Raw genomic sequence first — 22,053 nt, 5'->3', positions numbered from 1 at the left:
CAGTGATCCCGGCGATCAACGCCCGCGCAACTCCCGGTACTTGGCGACCAGGCCGGCCGTGGAGGCGTCGAGGCCCGGCACCTCCGCGCCGTCCGTCAGGGCCGGTTCGACGCGCTTGGCCAGGACCTTGCCCAGCTCCACGCCCCACTGGTCGAAGGAGTCGATGTTCCAGACCGCACCCTGGACGAACACCTTGTGCTCGTAGAGCGCGATCAACTGGCCCAGCACGGACGGGCTGAGTTCACCGGCCAGGACGGTGGTGGTGGGCCGGTTGCCCGGGAAGGTCTTGTGCGGCACCAGTTCCTCGGCCACGCCCTCGGCACGCACCTCCTCGGGTGTCTTGCCGAAGGCCAGCGCCTGGCCCTGGGCGAAGAGGTTGGCCATCAGCAGGTCGTGCTGGGCGACCAGGCCAGGCCGCAGGTCGTCGACCGGCCGGGCGAAGCCGATGAAGTCGGCCGGGATCATCTTCGTGCCCTGGTGGAGCAGCTGGTAGTAGGCGTGCTGGCCGTTCGTGCCGGGCGTGCCCCAGACGACGGGTCCGGTCTGCCAGCCGACCCGATGGCCCTCGCGGTCCACGGACTTGCCGTTGGACTCCATGTCCAGCTGCTGCAGATAGGCGGTGAACTTGGAGAGGTAATGACTGTAGGGCAGCACGGCATGCGACTGGGCGTCCCAGAAGTTGCCGTACCAGATGCCGAGCAGGCCCAGCAGCAGCGGGGCGTTCTCCTCCGGCGGGGCGCTGCGGAAGTGCTCGTCGACGAGGTGGAAGCCGGCCAGCATCTCACGGAAGCACTCCGGGCCGATCGCGACCATCAGCGACAAGCCGATGGCGGAGTCGTAGGAGTAGCGGCCGCCGACCCAGTCCCAGAACTCGAACATGTTGTCCGTGTCGATACCGAACTCCGCGACCTTCCCGGCGTTGGTCGACACCGCCACGAAGTGCTTGGCGACGGCCTCTCCCCCGGCGCCGAGACCGGTCAGCAGCCAGTCGCGGGCCGAAGTGGCGTTGGTGATGGTCTCGATGGTGGTGAAGGTCTTCGAGGCGACGATGAACAGCGTCTCGGCCGGGTCCAGATCGCGGACCGCCTCGTGCAGATCGGCGCCGTCCACATTGGAGACGAAGCGGAACTGCATGTCCCGGTGGGTGAAGGCGCGCAGCGCCTCGTACGCCATCGCCGGGCCCAGGTCCGAGCCGCCGATACCGATGTTGACGACGGTCTTGATCCTCTTGCCGGTGTGGCCCTTCCAGTCGCCGGAGCGGATCCGGTCGGCGAAGGTCCCCATCCTCGTCAGGACGTGGTGCACCCCGGGGACGACGTTCTCGCCGTCGCTCTTGATGGCCTCGGAGGCGGGGGCGCGCAGCGCGACGTGCAGCACGGAACGCCGCTCGGTGATGTTGATCTTCTCCCCGCGGAACATCGCGTCCCGCAGCTCGGCCACCCCCCGCGCCGCGGCCAGGTCGCGCAGCAGCTCCAGCGTCTCGTCGGTGACCAGATGCTTGGAGTAGTCCAGGTGCAGATCGCCGACCTGAAGGGTGTAGCGCTCGGCGCGCCCCGGATCCCGCTCGAACAGCTCGCGCAGATGCACCTGCGCCATCTGCTCCCGGTGCTTGCTCAGCGCGGTCCACTCAGGCAACTGATCGAGCCTGCTGCGGCCTTCTGCGTTCATCTCGGACATCAGCCTTCTTCATCTCGTACCGGCCCCGCCGCCTCCCAACCTAATTGATCAGCGCGCGGTGGGAGCACCTCCCACTCGAGCGAAGCCGAGAGTGGGGGAAGGTATCTGTCCACTGCCGGACCAGGTGCTGTCGGGGGCCTGAAGAACAGGTATCAGCGCGACGGAGCCCAGGGCCAGCAGCGCGGCGGCCAGCAGCGCCGGGCTGCGGGGGCCGTACAGCCCGGCGACCGCGCCGCCGAGCAGCGCGCCGAGCGGTGTCCCGGCGACGGAGACCGTACGGAAAGCGGCGCTGATCCTCCCGGGCATCCCGGCCGGGCTGCGCTGTTGTACGACGGTGGCCTCCAGGACGTTGATCACCATGGAGGCGAAGCCGAACAGGCCCAGGAAGACGGCCGCGGCCGCCGGTGAGCGCAGCGTCCCGAGACCCACCAGCACCACGGTCTGGAGCACTCCGGCGATCAGCAGGGCAGGGCCGCCGCCCCTGGCTGCGGCGATCGCCCGCCGTGCGAGGAGGCCGCCCAGCACCATCCCGATGCCGTACCCGGTCGTCACGGCCGCATAGCCGAAATCCCCGGCGCCCAGCCACCCCTTGACGACCACCACCAGGGTCGCGATCAGCGCGCCGAGGCCGATATTGCCCAGCGCCACCGACAGGCAGAGGGCACGCAGCACCCGGTCGCGCCACAACTGCCGTATCCCGTCGGCGATGTCGTGCCGCAGGGTGCGTCCCGCGACGGCCGGGCGGGCAGCCGGCGGGCCGGTGCGCAGGGAGGCGACGAGAGCGGCCGCAAGCACGTAGGTGGCCGCGTCGGCCAGGAACGGGAGCGCGGCGCCGAGCGCGATGAGCGCCGGAGCGAGCGGTCCGCCGATGAACCGCCCGGCCACCTCCTGACAGGTCATCAGGCGCGCGTTGGCGAGGCCCAGCTTCTCCTGGGGCACCACCACGGGCAGCAGGGCCGTGGCGGCGTTGTCGAAGAGTGTCTGGAGGGTGGTGAGCGCGAAGGAGAGGGCGAGCAGCAGCCCGATGCTCACCCGGTCGAGCGCCACGGCCAGGGCGAAGCCGGCCATCAGCAGCCCGCGCAGCACATCGACCGCCCACATCGCCCGCCGCTGGTCCACCCGGTCCGCCACCGCGCCGCCCAGCAGCCCGAAGAGCAGCCAGGGAACGAAGCCGCAGGCGGTGACGAGTGAGATCAACAGCGGGGAACCGGTCAGGGTATAGGCGAGCAGCGGCAGCGCCGTGCCGCGCAGGGCGTCACCGAAGCGGGAGACGGCGGCGGCGCCGCATAACCGGCCGAAGCCACCGCCCAGGACGAGCGCGCCGACTCCGGCCGCACGTCCCCTCTCCGTCCCTGTACCCGCCTCCGCGCCTGCTTTTCTGCGTGCCATCCCGCCCGTCCCCCGTCCGCAGCGTGCGCCTACGAAAACAGTACGGGCGACCACTGACAGCGATCCTCGGGCAACTTCCCCATCCGCTGCCTCAGATGCGCCCGGTGCAGCCGGTGCGGCAGGTGGCAGGTGGCAGGTGGCAGGTGCTGCCGGTCGCGGAGCGGACGTGGAACGGTCACGGAACGGGCGCGGCTCGCGAAGGCGTACCCACGCGGTCGGCCCGGCCGGAGGGGGTGTGGTCCCCTCCGGCCGGGCCGACCGAGATGAGCTGGCTGGTCCGTCAGATTTCGCCGCGGAGCTTGGCAAGCGCCTCCGCGAGGATCGCCTCGCCATCGGCGTCGCTGCGGCGCTCCCGGACGTAGGCGAGGTGGGTCTTGTAGGGCTCGGTGCGCGGCGGGTCCGGGGGGCTGTCCCGGTCCTTGCCTGCCGGGAAACCACAACGCGGGCAGTCCCAGGTGTCCGGAACCTGCGCGTCGCCGGCGAAGCTGGGCTGCGTCTCGTGCCCGTTGGAGCACCAGAAGGAGATGCGGGTGCGCGGCGCGGACTCGCCGCGCTCGGCCTCCCCCATCGGCCCCGCCCCGACCCGACTTCCTCGGATCGCGTTGCCACTTGCCACGGTTGTAACTCCCTGCGTCATGGTGCTGCACAGCCTCTCGCAGCAGCTGGGCTGCGGAACGCCCCAGTCTACGTAAGGCCCAACGCGCGTCCAGTGGCTGGAGTTACCCGTCCGAGGACGCCACCCTCATGATAGGCCGCGCCTCCGACGCATTGTCAGTTGCCGAGCTTCATCAGGATGCCGAGCACCACGATGCAGGCAAACCACAACAGCGCGATCACGATGGTGATGCGGTCGAGGTTGCGCTCGGCGACCGAGGAGCCACCGACCGAGGACTGCATGCCGCCACCGAACATGTCGGACAGGCCGCCGCCCTTTCCCTTGTGCATGAGCACCAGCATCATCAGCAGCAGGCTGAAGACGATGAGGGCGATCGAGAACCCGATGACCACGGCTGGACCAACTCTCTAGGACTGACGGACGGAGGTATGGATCACGATATCGGTAACAAATGGTGCGGGGCCGGGGGCGGTGCTGCTGCACCGGTCCCGGCCCCGACAGGGTACGACGAGGGCTCCCCCTCGTCATAGCTGCTACTGGTCGCGGAAGCGGACGATCTTCACAAACTCGTCCGCGTCAAGCGCCGCGCCGCCGATCAGCGCGCCGTCGACGTCGGGCTGCGCCATGATCGCGGCGACATTGCCGGACTTGACCGAGCCGCCGTACTGGATGCGGACCTTGTCGGCCAGCTCCTGGCTGTAGAGCTCGGCGAGGCGGCCGCGGATGGCACCGCACACCTCTTGCGCGTCCTCGGGGGTGGCCACCTCGCCGGTGCCGATGGCCCACACCGGCTCGTAGGCGATCACGATCGTCTCGGCCTGCTCGGCCGGGACGTCCGCCAGACCACCGTCGACCTGGGCGAGGGTGTGCGCGACCTGGTTGCCGGCCTTGCGCACGTCCAGGCCCTCACCGACGCACAGGATCGGGGTGATGCCGTGCTGGAAGGCGGCCTTGACCTTGGCGTTGCAGATCTCTTCGTTCTCGCCGTGGTACTGGCGGCGCTCGCTGTGGCCGACGGCCACGTACGCGCACTTGAGCTTGGACAGCATCGCGCCGGAGATCTCACCGGTGTAGGCGCCGGAGTCGTGCGCGGAGATGTCCTGGGCGCCGTACTTGATCTTGAGCTTGTCGCCGTCGACCAGCGTCTGCACCGAACGCAGGTCGGTGAAGGGCGGCAGAACCGCGACCTCTACGGCGTCGAAGTCCTTGTCGGCGAGGGCGAAGGCGAGCTTCTGGACGTGGGCGATGGCCTCGAGGTGGTTGAGGTTCATCTTCCAGTTGCCCGCCATCAGCGGGGTGCGGTCAGTCACGTTGTTCAGTCCTCCAGAGCGGCGAGGCCGGGCAGCGTCTTGCCTTCGAGGTATTCGAGGCTGGCGCCGCCGCCGGTCGAAATATGGCCGAATGCATTCTCGTCGAAGCCCAGCAGACGCACGGCGGCGGCCGAGTCACCACCGCCGACGACGGTGAAGGCGTCCGAGTCCAGCAGCCCCTTCGCGACGGCCTCGGTGCCGCCGGCGTAGTCGGGGTGCTCGAAGACGCCCATCGGGCCGTTCCAGAAGACGGTGGCCGCGTCGGCGAGCTTCGCGGCGTAGAGCTCGCGGGTCTTCGGGCCGATGTCCAGGCCCTCCTTGTCGGCCGGGATGGCGTCCGCGGCGACGGTCTCGGGGTGGGCCGGGGCCTTGGTCTTCAGGTCCGGGAACTCGGACGACACCAGGACGTCGACGGGGAGGACGAACTCCACACCGCGCTTCTCGGCCCGCGCCAGGTACTCCAGGCAGGCCGGGACCTGGTCCTCCTGGAGCAGCGAAATGCCGACCTCGTGGCCCTTGGCCTTGAGGAAGGTGTACGCCATCCCGCCGCCGACCAGGATGCGGTCGGCCTTCTCGATCAGCTGGTCGATGACGGCGAGCTTGTCGGAGACCTTGGCACCGCCGAGCACGACGGCGTAGGGGCGCTTGACGTCCTCGGTGAGCTTCTTCAGGACGCGCACCTCGGTGGCGATCAGATCGCCGGCGGCGTGCGGAAGGCGCCGGGGCAGGTCGTAGACGGAGGCGTGCTTACGGTGCACGGCACCGAAACCGTCGCCCACGTACAGGTCCGCGAGGGCGGCGAGACGGTCGGCGAAGGCGGCGCGCTCGGCGTCGTCCTTGCTGGTCTCGCCCGCGTTGAAGCGAAGGTTCTCCAGCACGGCCACCTGACCGTCGGCCAGCGCGGCCGTCACGGACGCGGCGGACTCACCGACCGTGTCGGTCGCGAACGCCACGGCCTGCCCGAGGATTTCCCCCAGTCGCCCGGCGGCGGAAGCCAGCGAGAAGGCCGGGTCCGGGGCGCCCTTGGGACGGCCCAGGTGGGAGGCGACGATCACCTTGGCGCCGCGCTCGACGAGCTTGGCGATCGTCGGGGCAACGGCGCGGATCCGGCCGTCGTCGGTGATGGTGGTGCCGTCCAGTGGCACATTCAGGTCGGCGCGGACAAAGACCCGCTTACCGGCTACCTGGAGGTCGTCGATCGTCTTCATGAGGAATGACTCCATCACATGGGTCGGTCGGTCGCGGAACGGGGCTCGTGCGACGCCTCATCGCGTCACACGAGCCCCGTCCCCACATCTCGGTGTCCCGGGCGTCAGCCAGGGATCAGAGCTGGCCGCCGACGAAGGTGGTCAGGTCCACCAGGCGGTTGGAGTAGCCCCACTCGTTGTCGTACCAGCCGACGACCTTGACCTGCTTGCCCTGCGACATGGTCAGCTGGGAGTCGAAGGTGCAGGAGGCCGGGAAGTTCACGATGTCCGAGGAGACGATCGGGTCCTCGGTGTACTCGAGAACGCCCTTGAGCTGACCCTCGGCGGCCTTCTGGAAGGCGGTGTTGATCTCGTCCTTGGTGACCTCGCGGTCGAGCTCCAGGACCAGGTCGGTGACCGAGCCGGTGGGGACGGGCACGCGCATGGCGATACCGTCCAGCTTGCCCTTGAGCTGCGGGAGGACCAGGGCGGTGGCCTTGGCGGCACCCGTCGAGGTCGGGATGATGTTCTCCGCGGCGGCGCGGGCGCGGCGCAGGTCGCTGTGCGGGAAGTCCAGGATGCGCTGGTCGTTGGTGTAGGCGTGGACCGTGGTCATCATGCCCTTGACGATGCCGAAGTTCTCGTCGAGAACCTTCGCCATCGGCGCCACACAGTTGGTGGTGCAGGAGGCGTTGGAGATGACGTGGTGCTGAGCGGCGTCGTACTTGTCCTGGTTGACGCCCATCACGATGGTGATGTCCTCATCCTTGGCGGGCGCGGAGATCAGGACCTTCTTGGCGCCGGCCGCGAGGTGCTTCTCGGCGTCGGCCTTCTTGGTGAAGATGCCGGTCGACTCGATGACGATGTCGGCGCCGAGCTCGGCCCACGGGAGGTTGGCCGGGTCGCGCTCGGCCATCGTTTTGAAGGTCTGGTTGCCGACCGTGATGCTGTCGTCGGTGTGGCTGACGGGCTGCTTGAGACGACCCAGGATGGTGTCGTACTTCAGCAGGTGAACCAGGGTGGCGTTGTCGGTCAGGTCGTTGACACCGACGATCTCGATGTCCGCGCCCTGCTCCAGGAGCGCGCGGAAGTAGTTGCGACCAATGCGGCCGAATCCGTTAATGCCTACGCGGATCGTCACGAACCGATCTCCTCGTTGGTACGCCGGCGCAGTTACCGGCGAGCTGTATGGGATGTCCCCGACCGCCTCCGACCCTACCCCCTGCAAGAGACGTACGTGACATTGACATCGACGCCGAAAGATGCTCAAGTGAGCGCCCTTCAGCCCCTCTGACGCCCGCCTTTACGCGCCTCCTCCGCACCTCTGTACAAAGAGGCGCCCACGGCGCCCCATACGGGCGCCGAGGGCGCAGACGAAGAAGGACCGGGCTTCCGTTTCAGCCCACCATGCCCTCGGCAAGTTCCTCCGTGAGGTTGGACTCGGTGCCGGGGATGCCCAGGTCCTGAGCCCGCTTGTCGGCCATCGCCAGCAGCCGGCGGATCCGGCCGGCGACGGCGTCCTTGGTCAGCGGCGGGTCGGCGAGGGCACCCAGCTCCTCCAGGGACGCCTGCTTGTGCTCCATGCGCAGACGGCCGGCCGCCGCAAGGTGCTCGGGGACCTCCTCGCCCAGGATCTCCAGGGCCCGCTGGACCCGGGCGCCCGCGGCGACCGCGGCGCGCGCCGAGCGGCGGAGGTTGGCGTCGTCGAAGTTGGCGAGACGGTTGGCGGTGGCCCGCACCTCGCGGCGCATCCGCCGCTCCTCCCACGCCAGCACCGACTCATGCGCGCCGAGCCGCGTCAGCAGCGCGCCGATCGCATCACCGTCACGGACGACGACGCGGTCCACACCGCGTACCTCTCGGGCCTTGGCGCCGATACCGAGCCGGCGGGCCGCGCCGACCAGTGCGAGCGCCGCCTCGGGGCCGGGGCAGGTGACCTCCAGGGACGAGGAGCGGCCGGGCTCGGTCAGCGAGCCGTGGGCCAGGAAGGCGCCACGCCAGGCCGCCTCGGCGTCGCAGGTCGCGCCGGAGACCACCTGCGGTGGCAGCCCGCGGATGGGGCGGCCGCGGCCGTCGACCAGACCGGTCTGGCGCGCCAGCTGATCGCCGCCGGCCACGACCCGTACGACATAGCGGCTGCCGCGCCGCAGGCCGCCGGGGGCCATCACCACCAGGTCGGAGCTGTGCCCGAAGATCTCCAGGATGTCCTTGCGCAGCCGCCGGGCGGCGATGCCCGTGTCCAGCTCCGCCTCGATCACGATGCGCCCGCTGACCAGGTGCAGACCGCCCGCGAACCGCAGGATCGACGAGACCTCCGACTTCCGGCAGCAGGTCCGGGTGACGGGGAGCCGGGAGATTTCATCCTTCACCGCTGCCGTCATCGCCATGGGCCGATCCTTCCATGCATCCGAAAAATACGGTCGTACGCGGCTGCCAGCAGCTCCGGGTCGTGCCGGTCGGGGGCTCCCCCGGCGCTCGACCGGGCGTCGTCTCCTTGTGCGGCGACCGCCGCCAGCTCGACCTCGCTGCCGACCAGCTGCTTCGCGGCAACCGTCAGACCTTCGATGTCGGGCACGGCGGCCTTGTCGGCCAGCACCACGTCGAAGGCGAGTTTAGGGGCGTGTCGGGCCAAAACCTCCAAATGACGCTGCGGGGAGAAGCCATCGGTTTCGCCCGGTTGGGGCGCAAGGTTGAGCGAAAGGACTTTTCGGGCCTTGGTCTCCTCCAGCGCCTCGCGCAGCTCAGGCACCAACAGATGCGGGATCACGGAGGAGAACCAGGAGCCCGGTCCGAGCACCACCCAATCGGCGTCACGTACGGCGGCGACCGCCTCGGGGACGGCCGGCGGGTCCGCGGGGACCACATGGACGGACTGCACCTCGCCGCGGGTGAGCGCGACGGTGGCCTGGCCGCGGACCGTGGTGATCGCGTCCGGTCGGCCCTCTTCATGGCCCTTGACCTCGGCCTGGAGTTCCAGGGGCACCGCCGACATGGGCAGTACCCGGCCGTGCGCGCCGAGCAGCCTGCCGACCAGGTCGAGCGCCTGGACATGGTCGCCGAGCTGTTCCCACAGCGCGACGATCAGCAGATTGCCGACCGCGTGGTCGTGCAGCTCGCCCTCGCTCGTGAAGCGGTGCTGGATCACCCGGGACCAGGTCTGGCCCCAGTCGTCGTCGCCGCACAGCGCGGCCAGCGCCTTGCGCAGATCGCCGGGCGGCAGGACACCCAGCTCGTCACGGAGGCGCCCGCTGGAGCCGCCGTCGTCGGCGACCGTGACGACCGCGGTCAGGTCACCGGTGATCCGGCGCAGCGCCGTGAGCGAGGCGGACAGGCCCATGCCGCCGCCCAGTGCCACCACCTTGGGGGTGGCCCCCTTCGTCATACGGCCGCTGGGGACGAAACGCCGGACCCTGCGCAGCCGTGGCGCACGCCCGCTCACTCGCGCCCCATGTCCCGGTGGACGACGACGGTTTCCACCCCTTCGGAGACCAGCCGGCGGGCAAGCTTCTCGGACATCGCGACGCTGCGGTGCTTGCCGCCCGTGCAGCCCACGGCGATGGTCACATAGCGCTTGCCCTCACGGCGGTAGCCCTCGGCCACGATCCGCAGCAGCTCGGCGTAGCCGTCCAGGAACTCCTTGGAGCCCGGCTGGCTGAAGACGTAACTGGAGACCTCGTCGTTGAGACCGGTGAAGGGGCGCAGCTCGGGGACCCAGTGCGGGTTGGGGATGAAGCGGCAGTCGATGACCATGTCGGCGTCGACCGGCAGGCCGTACTTGAAGCCGAAGGACATGACCGTGGCGCGCAGCTCGGGGACCTCCTCGCCGGCGAACTGGGCGTCCATCTTGGCGCGGAGTTCGTGGACGTTGAGGCTGGAGGTGTCGATGACCAGGTCGGCGTCGCCGCGCAGCTCGCGCAGCAGGTCCCGCTCGGCCACGATGCCGTCGACGATCCGGCCGTCGCCCTGGAGGGGGTGCGGGCGGCGCACCGACTCGAAGCGGCGCACCAGGGCCTCGTCGGAGGACTCCAGGAAGACGATGCGGCGCTTGACGTTCTGCGCGTCGAGGGTGGCCAGCGACTCCTTGAGGTGGGCGAAGAAGCGGCGGCCGCGGACGTCGACGACGACCGCGATCCGGGCGACATTGCCCTGCGATCGGGCGCCCAGCTCGACCATCGGCGCGATCAGCTCGGGCGGGATGTTGTCGACGACGAACCAGCCGAGGTCCTCCAGACACTTCGCGGCCGTACTGCGGCCGGCGCCGGACATCCCGGAGATGATCACCAACTCGGGGATCGCGGCGCTCTCGCCCTGGTCGGTCGTGCCCGTGCTCACCTGTGCACCGTCTCTCTCGGTTTCCTGCGCTTCGTGCGGTGTACTCATCGTTCCTGCCCCCGTTCTGCCGACAACGCGGCCGGTGGGGCCCCGTCATCTTCCATGATCTCTCCTGTGGCGGTGTTCACCGCAGGGGCGGACGGCGCCGCCCCCGCCAACGCCGCGGCGACCGTCTCCGCGGTCTTGCGGCCGACGCCCGGGACCTCGCAGATCTCGTCGACGGTCGCGGCCCGCAGCTTCTTCACCGAGCCGAAGTGCTTGAGCAGCGCCTGCCGGCGGGTGTCGCCGAGGCCGGCGACGGCGTCGAGCGGCGAGGACTTCAGCCGCTTGCCGCGCTTGCTGCGCTGGTAGGTGATCGCGAAGCGGTGCGCCTCGTCGCGGACGCGCTGGAGGAGGTAAAGGCCCTCGCTGCTGCGCGGCAGCACGACGGGGTCATCGTCCTCGGGCAGCCAGACCTCTTCGAGGCGCTTGGCCAGACCGCACACGGCGACATCGTCGATGCCGAGCTCGTCCAGGGCCCGGCGGGCGGCCGCGACCTGCGGGGCGCCGCCGTCGACGACCACGAGCTGGGGCGGGTAGGCGAAGCGCTTGGGGCGGCCGTCCTCGTCGGTCGGGCGGCCGGCCATGGGGTCCGGCTCCGGCTCGTCCGGGCGCGTGGTGACGGTGCCGGGGCCGGTGACGGGGGTGATGCCGGGGCCGGGGGTGATGCCGCCGGGGCTGTCCGTGGGCCCGGTGCCGTCCGTGGCTCCGGGGCCGTCCGTGACCCCGGTGCGGTCCGTGGTCCCGGCGCCGGCGGTGACGCCGTTGTCGTCCACGCGGGCGTCGGCGGACGGCTCCTCCGTCCACTCACCGGTCTTCTGCTTCTCCTGGAGATAGCGCTTGAAGCGGCGGCCGATGACCTCGTGCATGGACCGGACATCGTCCTGGCCCTGGAAGGTCTTGATCTGGAAGCGGCGGTATTCGCTCTTCCGGGCGAGACCGTCCTCGAAGACCACCATCGAGGCGACCACGTCATCGCCCTGGAGGTGGGAGATGTCGAAGCACTCGATGCGCAGCGGCACCGCATCCAGGCCCAGGGCCTCGGCGATCTCCTCCAGGGCGCGGGAGCGGGTGGTGAGGTCGGAGGCGCGCTTGGTCTTGTGCAGCGCCAGGGCCTGCTGGGCGTTGCGGCCGACCGTGGCCATCAGGTCCTTCTTGTCGCCGCGCTGCGGGATGCGCAGCGAGACCTGGGAGCCGCGACGCTCGGAGAGCCACTGCGCGATCGGCTCGACGGGCTCGGGGAGCGCCGGGACCAGGACCTCCTTGGGGACGGCGTCGCCCCGCTCCTCGCCGTAGAGCTGCTGGAGGGCGTGCTCGACGAGACCGCTGGTGGTGACGGCCTCGACCTTGTCCGTCACCCAGCCCCGCTGGCCGCGCACCCGGCCGCCGCGGACGTGGAAGATCTGGACGGCGGCTTCGAGTTCGTCCTCGGCGAGGGCGATCAGATCGGCGTCGGTGGCGTCGGCGAGCACCACGGCGCTCTTCTCCATGGCCCGCTTGAGCGCCCCTATGTCGTCCCGCAGCCGGGCGGCGCGTTCGTACTCCATCTCCTCGGCGGCCTCCTGCATCCCGCGCTCCAGGCGGCGGAGGTAGGCGCCGGTGCGGCCGGCCATGAAGTCGCAGAACTCCTCGGCGAGTTCGCGGTGTTCCTCGGCGGAGACCCGTCCGACGCAGGGGGCCGAGCACTTGCCGATGTAGCCGAGCAGGCAGGGGCGGCCGATCTGGGCGGAGCGCTTGAAGACACCGGCGGAGCACGTCCGTACCGGGAAGACCCGCAGCATCAGGTCGACGGTCTCGCGAATGGCCCAGGCATGGCCGTACGGACCGAAGTAGCGCACGCCCTTCTTCTTGGCGCCGCGCATGACCTGGGCGCGCGGGAACTCCTCGTTGAGGGTCACCGCGAGGTACGGATAGCTCTTGTCGTCGCGGTACTTGACGTTGAAGCGCGGGTCGAACTCCTTGATCCAGCTGTATTCGAGCTGGAGCGCCTCGACCTCGGTGGAGACGACGGTCCACTCCACCAAGGCCGCGGTGGTGACCATCGTGCGCGTACGCGGATGGAGGCCGGCCAGGTCCTGGAAGTAGTTGGCCAGGCGCTGGCGCAGGCTCTTGGCCTTGCCGACGTAGATGACCCGGCCGTGTTCGTCGCGGAACTTATAGACCCCCGGCGAGTCGGGGATCTGTCCCGGCTTGGGTCGATAGCTGCTGGGGTCTGCCATGCCCACCACCCTACTGACCGGGACCGACAATCACCGTTCCCAGGCCACCGCCGATCCCGGCCCGGCGGCGCGGGCGCCGGGCGGCGGGCCGGGGGGCGGGCCCAGGAGGGGGCGGGGGGACGGCCGGCGCGAGGCGGCCTGCCCGCCGCACCGACGGCATGTGACGGTCAGGCGGGCCGGGCAAGGGACCGGTCAGGCGCTGCGCCGCCTGCGCAGCGCCGCCGAGGCGGACAGCCCCAGCGCGAGCAGGGCGGCGGCGCCCGCCACGCTCGTGGCGGCGGTCACCGGCAGGCTGTCGCCCGCGAACGCACCCGCCGTGACGGGGCGCGGTGCGCGGGGCCCCCGGTCCTCGGCCGGGGCCGCGGCCACCGGCCCGTAGCCGCCGGCCGCGCCGCGCCGGTCGTACGCGGAGCCGGGGAGGCTGTCCCCGTATGCCCTCGCCGTCTTCTCCCGGTAGGCGGCGACGGTGGTCCCGTGCGCGCCGACGGCCCTGCGGGCGTCCGCGTCCAGTGGCTCGATGCGGTCGCCGTGCTGCACGTACCAGGCGCCGGTCTGCGGCTCGTGGAAGACCGTGCCGCCCTTCGCCCACGCGGCCCCGGCCGCGGCATAGCGGGTCTCGTCGTCGCCGGTGGCGAGGGTGACGACCTTCCAGGCGGCGCCCCGCCGTGCGGTCCACACCGTCGCCGTGCGGCCGTCGCCCGCGACGGCCTTGTGGGCGAAGAACTCCAGGCGGGCGACCGGGGCGCCGGGCCGGCCGCGGACGAAGTCCGGTGACAGGACGTGGACGGGGACGGCGGCGCCTTCGATGTGCGGTGCGGCCTGCCCGGTGCCGGGGGCCACGGCGCGTCCGCCGCCGCGCTTGCGTTCGGCCGTGAAGAACCGGGCGAGGCTGTCCAGGGTCGCGGGGGCGGTGGCCGCCGCGCGGGCGGCGGTGACGCTCGCCGGGGCCGGGGCGGCCGGCGCCTGGGTCCGGGGCACGGGGACGGACGCGGGGGCGGCCAGGGCGAGGTGCGGGGTGAGACCGAGGAGGGCCGTGAGGGACGTGCCGGTGGCGACGGCGCGAAGGGTGGTGCGGACGGCGGTGCGCTTCGTCATGCCCCCAGGCTCCTATCCGGTACAGGGAGTGTGTCCAGGAGAAGGAGCTGCCGTTCACGTAGTAGTCGAAATCGCCCCAGTTGTAGCGATTATTGGTCGACCATGGATCATCCCGGTACACCCAGTGGCGATCCGTGTCATATCCGTAGATCACATGCATGAGGCCACTGCCGGAGGCCATGGGGCCCGGGTCTCGGTGGGCCGGCAGGCGTCGGTCTCGTCCCGCATGCTGCCGTAGCCGAGCCAACTGGCCACGTAGGAACCCGAGTTGATGCCCCCAGTCGGAGGCGTGCTGCGCGAGGCCGAAGGCGGCGTTGCAGCCCGGATGCCGCCCAGGAGCATCAGGTGTTGTCGCAGGCAGGTCAACACGCTTCAATGCGGGGTGGCATGAGGGGTGTGGACGGACCGCCCCGCATGTGAGCGGCCGGTGCCCGGCGTACTGAAGTGAACGGGCAGGCAGCGCGTGCAGCGTGCGATCCGGTTGTGAACGTTCACCTCGCGCGCCGGAGGATTGAGGCAATGGCACAGGACACCCCCCGGTCGGCGGAGCTGGCCCAGCTGCTGCGGACCGGGCCGTTCCATCTCGCGCTGCGCTCCGCGCTCACCGAACGGGGGCTCGCCCTCACCCGCGTCCAGCACAAGCTCGCCCAGCGCGGCGTCACCATCGGGGTGACCAGCCTGAGTTACTGGCAGCAGGGCGCGCGGCGGCCGCAGCGCCCCGAGTCGCTGCGGGCGGTGCGGGCCCTGGAGGAAGTCCTCGACCTGCCGGCGCACTCGCTGCACCGGCTGCTGGTCCCGGAGGGCGGCGCCCGCCCCGCGGCCGAGCGGCCGCCCGCCCGCTCGTACCGCTCGCTGGTGGCGCCCGCCACCGCCCTGCAGCGGCTGTTCGCCGAGCTGGAGGCCCCCGCGGACGGCGGACTGCACACCATGGGCCATCACGAGCGGGTCCGCATCGGCCCCGGGCGCCAGCTCCTCGCCCGTGAATCGCTCCAGGTGGTCCGCGCCCACCGGGACGGCGTGGACCGCTATGTCGCCCTCCACCGGGGCGAGGCGGGCTGCGATCCGTCCGGGGTGCGGGTACGGGCCGCGGAGAACTGCCGCCTGGGCCGGGTACGCGGGCACGCCGAGGCCGGAGTGGTCGCCGCCGAGCTGCTCTTCGACACCCGGCTGCGGGCCGGTGACACCCATGTCTTCGGCTATGCCTTCGAGGACGGCAGCGGCGGCCCGAGCGCGGAGTATCTGCGCGGCTTCGGCTTCGCCGGCGGCCAGTACGTCCTGCAGGTGCGCTTCGACGAGGCCGCGTTGCCGGTGCGCTGCACGCGTTTCGCCCAGGCCTCGGCGGGCGCCCCGCGCAGCGGCCGGCAGGAGCTGACGCTCAGCGGGCGGCACCGCGCCGTGCACCTCGTGGAGCAGGGCGTCCGTCCGGGGATACTGGGCATCGCCTGGGACTGGGGGTAGGCCCTCGGCCGTCTCCTGGACCGGGGGTGAGCCCCGGGCGGTGCCGGCGGGCCGGGGCCTCAGCCCGCGATCAGTTTGCCGCCCTCGGCCTTGACCGGAATCTCGGGCAGCGGCTCGGACGCCGGGCCCTGGATGACCTTGCCGGTGGTGACGTCGAAGCGGCTGCCGTGGCAGGGGCAGCTGCCCTCCTTCTTCTCGACCTCGGCCAGGATGCAGCCGGCGTGGGTGCACTTGGCGCTGAAGCACTTGTAGGTGCCCTTGGCGGGCTGCGAGACGACGAGCCGGTCCTCTCGGTAGAGCTTGGCGCCGCCGACCGGCACCGCGGTGGCGGATCCGAGGTCGACCGGTTCGGCGGGCACCGCCGAGGCGTTGGCGCCCGAGTCACCCGGCGAGCAGGCCGCCAGGCCGAAGCCCGCGGCCCCGGCGAGCGCGGCCCCCCGCAGCACGGTCCGGCGGGCGAAGGACTGACTCATGGCTGCTCCAGAGGTCACGGCATCAGTGGGGGGCGGCTCCCGACGATACCGGCACAGACCGCTCCGCTTCCGGCCGGGCCGGGCGTCCCCGCAGCAGGTCCTGCTCGATCTCCTCCAGGCTGCGGCCCGCCGCATCGCCGGGAGCGTCATCACCGTGTTGAGCAGGCCGATGCCGACGTTGGCGAGGATCGCGCCGCCGGCGCCCCCAGGCATCGCTCAGCCGCCCCGAGAGACCCGCGCCGAGCATGGCGCCCACCAGGAGGCCCGAGACGACCAGGCCCTCCAGGAGCGGGGTGAGGGCGATGTCGTTCTTGATGAAGAGCATGGCGCCGGAGAGGACTCCGGTGTCATAGCCCCACAGGATGCCGCCGAGGGCCCCGAAGCCCCAGATCAGCGCGTTCTTGATGCGTGCGGGCACGGCGTTCAGCCCTTCTGCGGGGCGATGTGGATCTTGCGGCCGGTGCCCGCGCGGAACCGGGCCACCGCCTCGTCGAACCCGTCCGGGCCGTAGACGTCGCTGACCAGCGAGTCGACGGGGACGCCGCCGAGGCCGGCGGCGAGCACATCGGTGACGGGCTGGAAGCTGTGGTGCACCGCCATCGAACCGATGATGTCGATCTCGTGGTGGTGGACGCGGTACGGCGAGAAGGAGGCCGCGCGCACCGGGTCGGCGACGCCGAACTGCAGGAAGGTACCCCCGCGGCGCACCCGGCCCAGCCCGTCCTCGATGGCCGCGACGGCGCCGGTCGCATCGACCACGACCTCGGTGCCGCACAGCCCACGGGACGTGACGCGCACGACCACCTCACCGGGCTCCGGGCGGGGGTCGGGCAGCTCGGTGACAGCGGTGCTGCCCCCCTTGCCCGGTGCGGTGACCACGAGAGCGCGCATCGGCGCCTCCTCACGACGTCGTGCGGGATGGCGATGCCGGGAAGGCAGCTTGGACGTAAACGCTTGCGCAAGCGTTTACGTTTGCGGTCGAGTACTCGTAATGTGGTGGACTTCGCGGGACGGGGCCGTGGGAGGCCGCGGTGCCGACGGGGCGCCGCACGCTCGGGGAGGAAGAGCCGGATGACGACGATGACGGATGTGGCACGGCGCGCGGGGGTCTCCGTCGCCACGGTCTCGCATGTGCTGAACGACACCCGTCCGGTGCGGCCCGGCACCCGTGCCGCGGTGCTCGGCGCCATCGACGAGCTCGGCTACACCCCCAACACCCTGGCCCGCTCCCTGGTCACCTCCCGCACCCGCTCGATCGGCCTGGCGGTCTCCGCGATCAGCAACCCGTACTTCACCGAGATCCTTCAGGGGGTCGAGGCGGGCGCCCTGGAGGCCGGCTACAGCCTGCTGATCACCGATCCGCACGACGACCCGCGGCACGAGCGCAAGGTCGTCCAGCTGCTCCACGAGCGCCGTGTGGACGGCATGATCGTGGCGCCGTCCGCGGAGCCCGCCGGGATGGTGGAGTATCTGGCCCGCCGTGAGGTGCCCACCGTGTTCCTGGACCGGCTGGTCGGCGACGACCACGACCAGGTGTGCGCCGAGAACACCGGCCCGGTGCGTCAACTGGTCGGGCATCTGGCCGAGTCGGGGCACACCCGGATCGGTCTGATCGCCGGTCTGCCCGGCCTGAGCACGACCACCGAGCGGGTCCAGGGCTACCGCGAGGGCCTGCGCGCCCACGGACTGCCCTTCGCGCCCGAACTCCTCGCCGGCGGCAACTCCGAGGCGGCGGGCGCCCAGGACGCCACCCGCCATCTGCTGGCCGCCCCCGAACCGCCCACCGCGATCATCACCGCCAACAACGCGATGACCATCGGCACCCTCCGGGCCCTGCGCGAACTCGGCCTGGAGGTACCCCGCGATATCGCGCTGGCCTGCTTCGACGACTTCTCGTGGGCCGATCTGTTCACGCCGCGGCTGACCGCGATCGCCCAGCCCAGCAAGGACATCGGGGCGGCGGCGGTCCGGCTGCTGCTGGAGCGCCTGGCGCAGCCGGAACGGCCCCCGCGCACCGTCCGCCTCCCCTGCACCTTTGTGCACCGTACGTCGTGCGGCTGCGCCGAAACCGCCCCGGCCACGCCCCCGGCCGCCCAGGAAAGGAACCCCATCCCGTGATCGTCGTCGCCGGCGAGGCGCTGATCGACCTCGTCCCCAGCCCGCAGGACACTCCCCCCTCCCTGGAGGGCACGGGAGCGAACCCCACCTCGGACGACCGGTTGCCGGCGCTGCTGCCGCGGCGCGGCGGCGGCCCGTACAACACCGCGGTCGCGCTGGGACGGCTCGGCTCGCCGGCCGCGTTCTGTTCCCGGATCTCGACCGACAGCTTCGGCGAGGCGCTGCTCCAGGGGCTGGTGGGCGGCGGTGTCGACACCTCCTTGGTGCAGCGCGGCAGCGAGCCGACCACCCTCGCCGTGGCGGACATCAGCCCGGACGGGTCAGCGGGCTACGGCTTCTATGCGGACGGCACCGCCGACCGGCTCTTCGCCCTGCCGCCCGCGCTGCCCGCCGGGGTCCGTGCGCTCTCCCTGGGCACCTGCTCGCTCGTCCTGGAACCGGGCGCGAGTGCGTACGAGTCCCTGCTGCGGCGCGAGGCCCGGCGCGGTGTCTTCACGGCGCTCGACCCCAACATCCGGTCCGGTCTGATCCCGGACCCGGACGCCTACCGGGCCCGCTTCCTCTCCTGGCTCCCCGACCTCGCCCTGCTGAAACTGTCGGAGGAGGACGCCCTGTGGCTGGCCGGGGCCGGGGCCGGTACCGGGGACGGCGCGGCGCCGGGCGGCGCGTGGGAGGCGGTCGCCGCGGCGGCGCAGGGATGGCTGGCGGCAGGGCCGGCCGCGATCGTGCTGACCCGTGGGGCCGACGGCCTGACGGTGCTGAGGCGCGGCGGCGGTGAGCTGACGGTCCCCGGCGAGCGGGTCACCGTCGTCGACACCATCGGAGCCGGCGACACGGTCAACGCCGCACTCCTGCACCGCCTGGACGCCCATGACGCCCTCTCGTACGCCGCCGTAGCCGCCCTCGGCGACGACGACTGGCGCGACATCCTGCGCTTCGCCGCCCGCGCGGCCGCCGTCACCTGCTCCCGTGCAGGAGCGGAACCGCCCTTCGCCGCGGAGTTGGCGGCGTAGGAGAGACATTGGCGGCGTAGGAGACGTTGGCGGCATAGCAGCGGGCCGTCACCGCGTCCCTGTACGGGGAGCGATGACGGCCCGGCGGGAACCGTCCGGCGGTGTCAGGTGGCCTTGCGGGCCCGGGCCGTCGTCTTCTTGGCCGCGGTCGCGGTCTTCTTGGCGGCCGGCTTCTTCGCCGCGGCCTTCTTGGCCACCGGCTTCTTCGCGGTGGCCCCCACCGGCGCGGCATCGCTGACGCGGTCGCCGAGGATTTCCCGCAGGAACTTGCCGGTGTGGCTGGCCGGGATCGAGGCGACGCCCTCCGGGGTGCCCTCGGCGACGACCAGACCGCCGCCGTTGCCGCCTTCGGGGCCCATGTCCACGACCCAGTCCGCCGTCTTGATCACATCGAGGTTGTGCTCGATGACGATCACCGTGTTGCCCTTGTCCACCAGGCCGGACAGCACATTGATCAGCTTGCTGATGTCGTCGAAGTGCAGGCCGGTGGTCGGCTCGTCGAGGACGTAGACCGTGCTGCCCGTCGAGCGCTTCTGGAGCTCACTGGCCAGCTTGACGCGCTGCGCCTCACCACCGGAGAGCGTCGGCGCGGACTGGCCGAGCCGGACGTACCCGAGGCCGACCTCGTTGAGCGTCTTGAGATGCCGGGAAATGGTCGGCACCGCCTCGAAGAAGCTCAGCGCCTCCTCGATGGGCATGTCCAGCACCTCGGCGATGGACTTGCCCTTGTAGTGGACCTCCAGCGTCTCCCGGTTGTAGCGCGCACCGTGGCAGACCTCGCACGGCACATACACGTCCGGCAGGAAGTTCATCTCGATCTTGATCGTGCCGTCGCCGGAGCAGTTCTCGCAGCGGCCGCCCTTGACGTTGAAGGAGAAACGCCCCGGCAGATAGCCGCGGACCTTGGCCTCCATCGTCTCCGCGAAGAGCTTGCGGACGTGGTCGAAGACGCCGGTGTAGGTGGCCGGGTTGGAGCGCGGGGTCCGGCCGATCGGCGACTGGTCGACATGTACGACCTTGTCCACCAGGTCGTCGCCGGCCACCCGGGTGTGCCGGCCCGGGACCGACTTGGCGCCGTTCAGCTCGCGCGCCAGGTGGGTGTAGAGGATGTCGTTGACCAGCGTCGACTTACCGGATCCGGAGACGCCGGTGACGGCGGTGAACACTCCGAGCGGGAAGGAGACGTCGATGTCGCGGAGGTTGTTCTCCTTCGCGCCGTGGACCGTCAGCTGCCGCGACGGGTCGGCGGGCCGCCGGACGTCCGGGGTCGCGATGACCTTCTTGCCGGAGAGGTACTGGCCGGTGATCGACTCCTTGGTGGCCAGCAACTGCTTCATCGGACCGCTGTGCACGACCTTGCCACCGTGCTCGCCCGCGCCGGGGCCGATGTCCACCACCCAGTCCGCGACCTTGATGGTGTCCTCGTCGTGTTCGACGACGATCAGGGTGTTGCCCATGTCGCGCAGCCGCACCAGGGTCTCGATCAACCGGTGGTTGTCGCGCTGGTGCAGGCCGATCGACGGCTCGTCGAGGACGTAGAGCACCCCCACCAGACCCGAGCCGATCTGGGTGGCGAGGCGGATGCGCTGGGCCTCGCCGCCGGAGAGGGTGCCGGCCGCGCGGTTCAGCGAGAGGTAGTCCAGGCCCACGTCGACCAGGAACTTCAGCCGCTCGTTGACCTCCTTGAGGACCCGCTCGGCGATCTTCCTTTCGCGGGCGGTGAGCTTCATCTCCCGCAGGAAGTCGGCGCAGTCGCTGATCGACATGGCCGCGACCTCGGCGATCGACCTCTCCTGGACCGTCACGGCGAGCACGATCGGCTTCAGCCGGGTGCCCTCACAGGTCGGGCAGGGCACCTCGCGCATATAGCCCTCGAAGCGCTCCCGGCTGCTGTCGCTCTCCGCCTCGGAGTGCCGCCGCTTGACGAACGGGACGGCGCCCTCGAAGGGGGTGGTGTAGGCCCGCTGGCGGCCGTACCGGTTGCGGTAGCGCACCTCGATCTGGGTCTTGTGGCCGTTCAGCAGCGCCTTCTTGGCGCGGGCCGGCAGCCCGGCCCAGGGGATGTCCGTACGGAATCCGAGGGCGTCCGCCAGCGCGCCGACCAGACGGCCGAAGTATTCCTTGGTGTGGCCGTGCGACCAGGGGTGGATGGCGCCCTCGTCGAGGGAGCGGTCCTCGTCGGGGACGATCAGGTCGGGGTCGACCTCCATGCGCGTACCGATGCCGGTGCAGTCCGGGCAGGCACCGAAGGGCGAGTTGAAGGAGAAGGAGCGGGGCTCCAGCTCCTCGAAGGAGAGGTCGTCGTAGGCGCAGTACAGGTGCTCCGAGTACATCCGCTCGCGCTGCGGGTCGTCCGCGTCCAGATCGACGAAGTCGAGGATGACCATGCCGCCGGAGAGCCCGAGGGCGGTCTCGACGGAGTCGGTGAGCCGGCGCTTGGCGGAATCCTTGACCGTGAGGCGGTCGACGACCACCTCGATGGTGTGCTTCTCCTGCTTCTTCAGCTTCGGCGGCTCGGAGAGCTGGATCGTCTCCCCGTCGACCCGGGCCCGGCTGTAGCCCTTGGTCTGGAGGTCGGAGAAGAGATCGACGAACTCGCCCTTGCGCTCGCGCACCAGGGGGGAGAGCACCTGGAAGCGGCTGCCCTCGGGGAGTTCGAGCACCTTGTCGACGATTGCCTGCGGCGACTGCCGGGCGATCGGCCGCCCGCACTCGGGGCAGTGCGGCTTGCCGATACGGGCGAAGAGCAGACGGAGGTAGTCGTAGACCTCGGTGATCGTGCCGACCGTCGAGCGGGGGTTGCGCGACGTCGACTTCTGGTCGATCGACACCGCGGGGGACAGGCCCTCGATGAAGTCCACATCGGGCTTGTCCATCTGCCCGAGGAACTGCCGGGCGTAGGAGGAGAGCGACTCGACATAGCGCCGCTGCCCCTCGGCGAAGATCGTGTCGAAGGCGAGCGAGGACTTGCCCGACCCGGAGAGCCCCGTGAAGACGATGAGGGAGTCGCGGGGGAGGTCGAGCGAGACGTTCTTGAGGTTGTGCTCGCGAGCGCCACGGACGATGAGACGGTCGGCCACGCCGGTCGGCACCTTTCTTGGAAGGGGGCGGGGGCCGCGGCTCTGCG

The 22,053-nt window shown here is 71.0% G+C and carries 19 protein-coding genes; 3 read left to right on the top strand and 16 right to left on the bottom strand.

Annotation, left to right across the window (positions count from 1 at the left end; all coding sequences use genetic code 11):
- Window positions 1-15 precede the first annotated feature (15 nt).
- The 12 genes from pgi to OHS81_RS28160 all read right to left on the bottom strand — a co-directional run bounded on the left by pgi (window position 16) and on the right by OHS81_RS28160 (window position 13,864).
- Complete coding sequence (pgi, locus tag OHS81_RS28215; protein ID WP_328391473.1) at window positions 16-1,668, bottom strand: glucose-6-phosphate isomerase; 1,653 nt, start codon at window positions 1,666-1,668, stop codon at window positions 16-18.
- A gap of 57 nt (window positions 1,669-1,725) precedes the next feature.
- Window positions 1,726-3,066 carry an MFS transporter gene (locus OHS81_RS28210; protein WP_328387742.1) on the bottom strand — a complete coding sequence of 447 codons (1,341 nt, stop codon included), beginning with the start codon at window positions 3,064-3,066 and terminating at the stop codon, window positions 1,726-1,728.
- A gap of 280 nt (window positions 3,067-3,346) precedes the next feature.
- Window positions 3,347-3,682 carry an RNA polymerase-binding protein RbpA gene (locus tag OHS81_RS28205; protein ID WP_006606296.1) on the bottom strand — a complete coding sequence of 112 codons (336 nt, stop codon included), beginning with the start codon at window positions 3,680-3,682 and terminating at the stop codon, window positions 3,347-3,349.
- Between the two features lie 155 nt (window positions 3,683-3,837).
- Complete coding sequence (gene secG / locus OHS81_RS28200) at window positions 3,838-4,074, bottom strand: preprotein translocase subunit SecG (protein ID WP_189099770.1); 237 nt, start codon at window positions 4,072-4,074, stop codon at window positions 3,838-3,840.
- A gap of 141 nt (window positions 4,075-4,215) precedes the next feature.
- Window positions 4,216-4,992: a triose-phosphate isomerase gene (tpiA, locus tag OHS81_RS28195; RefSeq protein WP_328387736.1), complete on the bottom strand. Its 777-nt coding sequence runs from the start codon at window positions 4,990-4,992 to the stop codon at window positions 4,216-4,218.
- 5 nt (window positions 4,993-4,997) lie between these two features.
- Complete coding sequence (locus OHS81_RS28190) at window positions 4,998-6,200, bottom strand: phosphoglycerate kinase (protein ID WP_328387734.1); 1,203 nt, start codon at window positions 6,198-6,200, stop codon at window positions 4,998-5,000.
- A 115-nt stretch (window positions 6,201-6,315) separates the two neighbouring features.
- A complete protein-coding gene (gene gap, locus OHS81_RS28185; RefSeq protein ID WP_129296974.1) occupies window positions 6,316-7,320 on the bottom strand; it encodes a type I glyceraldehyde-3-phosphate dehydrogenase in 1,005 nt (334 codons plus the stop codon).
- A 256-nt stretch (window positions 7,321-7,576) separates the two neighbouring features.
- Window positions 7,577-8,566 (bottom strand): DNA-binding protein WhiA, encoded by a 990-nt coding sequence (gene whiA / locus OHS81_RS28180; RefSeq protein ID WP_018091880.1) that lies wholly within the window; start codon window positions 8,564-8,566, stop codon window positions 7,577-7,579.
- Window positions 8,557-9,618, bottom strand: a complete 1,062-nt coding sequence (locus OHS81_RS28175; protein ID WP_328387730.1) for a gluconeogenesis factor YvcK family protein — start codon at window positions 9,616-9,618, stop codon at window positions 8,557-8,559. The genes whiA and OHS81_RS28175 overlap by 10 nt, the downstream gene beginning before the upstream one ends.
- Window positions 9,615-10,559, bottom strand: a complete 945-nt coding sequence (gene rapZ, locus OHS81_RS28170; RefSeq protein ID WP_328387728.1) for an RNase adapter RapZ — start codon at window positions 10,557-10,559, stop codon at window positions 9,615-9,617. Before rapZ ends, OHS81_RS28175 begins: the two co-directional genes overlap by 4 nt.
- Window positions 10,556-12,769, bottom strand: a complete 2,214-nt coding sequence (gene uvrC, locus OHS81_RS28165) for an excinuclease ABC subunit UvrC (RefSeq protein ID WP_328387726.1) — start codon at window positions 12,767-12,769, stop codon at window positions 10,556-10,558. The genes rapZ and uvrC overlap by 4 nt, the downstream gene beginning before the upstream one ends.
- Before the next feature lie 192 nt (window positions 12,770-12,961).
- Window positions 12,962-13,864, bottom strand: coding sequence for a hypothetical protein (locus tag OHS81_RS28160; protein WP_328387724.1), 903 nt, complete (start codon window positions 13,862-13,864; stop codon window positions 12,962-12,964).
- A gap of 519 nt (window positions 13,865-14,383) precedes the next feature.
- Between OHS81_RS28160 and OHS81_RS28150 the strand changes: the two genes are divergently transcribed.
- Window positions 14,384-15,322: a hypothetical protein gene (locus OHS81_RS28150; protein ID WP_328387722.1), complete on the top strand. Its 939-nt coding sequence runs from the start codon at window positions 14,384-14,386 to the stop codon at window positions 15,320-15,322.
- A 59-nt stretch (window positions 15,323-15,381) separates the two neighbouring features.
- Here the strand turns inward: OHS81_RS28150 and OHS81_RS28145 are convergent, their stop codons facing one another.
- The 3 genes from OHS81_RS28145 to OHS81_RS28135 are packed head-to-tail and all read right to left on the bottom strand — an operon-like array spanning window position 15,382 to window position 16,686.
- Window positions 15,382-15,795 carry a Rieske (2Fe-2S) protein gene (locus OHS81_RS28145; protein WP_328387720.1) on the bottom strand — a complete coding sequence of 138 codons (414 nt, stop codon included), beginning with the start codon at window positions 15,793-15,795 and terminating at the stop codon, window positions 15,382-15,384.
- A 22-nt stretch (window positions 15,796-15,817) separates the two neighbouring features.
- Window positions 15,818-16,213: an MFS transporter gene (locus tag OHS81_RS37500; RefSeq protein ID WP_443058780.1), complete on the bottom strand. Its 396-nt coding sequence runs from the start codon at window positions 16,211-16,213 to the stop codon at window positions 15,818-15,820.
- 5 nt (window positions 16,214-16,218) lie between these two features.
- On the bottom strand, window positions 16,219-16,686 hold the full coding sequence (locus OHS81_RS28135) for a hypothetical protein (protein ID WP_328387718.1): 468 nt from the start codon (window positions 16,684-16,686) through the stop codon (window positions 16,219-16,221).
- Between the two features lie 180 nt (window positions 16,687-16,866).
- On the opposite strand from OHS81_RS28135, the gene OHS81_RS28130 reads away from it, so the two are divergent.
- The gene (locus tag OHS81_RS28130) at window positions 16,867-17,913 is read left to right on the top strand and encodes a LacI family DNA-binding transcriptional regulator (RefSeq protein ID WP_328387716.1); all 1,047 of its coding nucleotides are present in this window, start codon (window positions 16,867-16,869) and stop codon (window positions 17,911-17,913) included.
- Entirely contained in the window at window positions 17,910-18,926 is a 1,017-nt protein-coding gene (locus OHS81_RS28125) for a carbohydrate kinase family protein (RefSeq protein ID WP_328387714.1), read from the top strand. The genes OHS81_RS28130 and OHS81_RS28125 overlap by 4 nt, the downstream gene beginning before the upstream one ends.
- Window positions 18,927-19,030: 104 nt before the next feature.
- Here the strand turns inward: OHS81_RS28125 and uvrA are convergent, their stop codons facing one another.
- Complete coding sequence (gene uvrA / locus OHS81_RS28120) at window positions 19,031-22,006, bottom strand: excinuclease ABC subunit UvrA (protein WP_328387712.1); 2,976 nt, start codon at window positions 22,004-22,006, stop codon at window positions 19,031-19,033.
- Window positions 22,007-22,053: the final 47 nt, after the last annotated feature.

Origin of the sequence: Streptomyces sp. NBC_00400, from assembly GCF_036048035.1 — a bacterium.
Lineage (GTDB): Bacteria > Actinomycetota > Actinomycetes > Streptomycetales > Streptomycetaceae > Streptomyces.
This window is presented reverse-complemented; position numbering and strand designations above follow the sequence as displayed.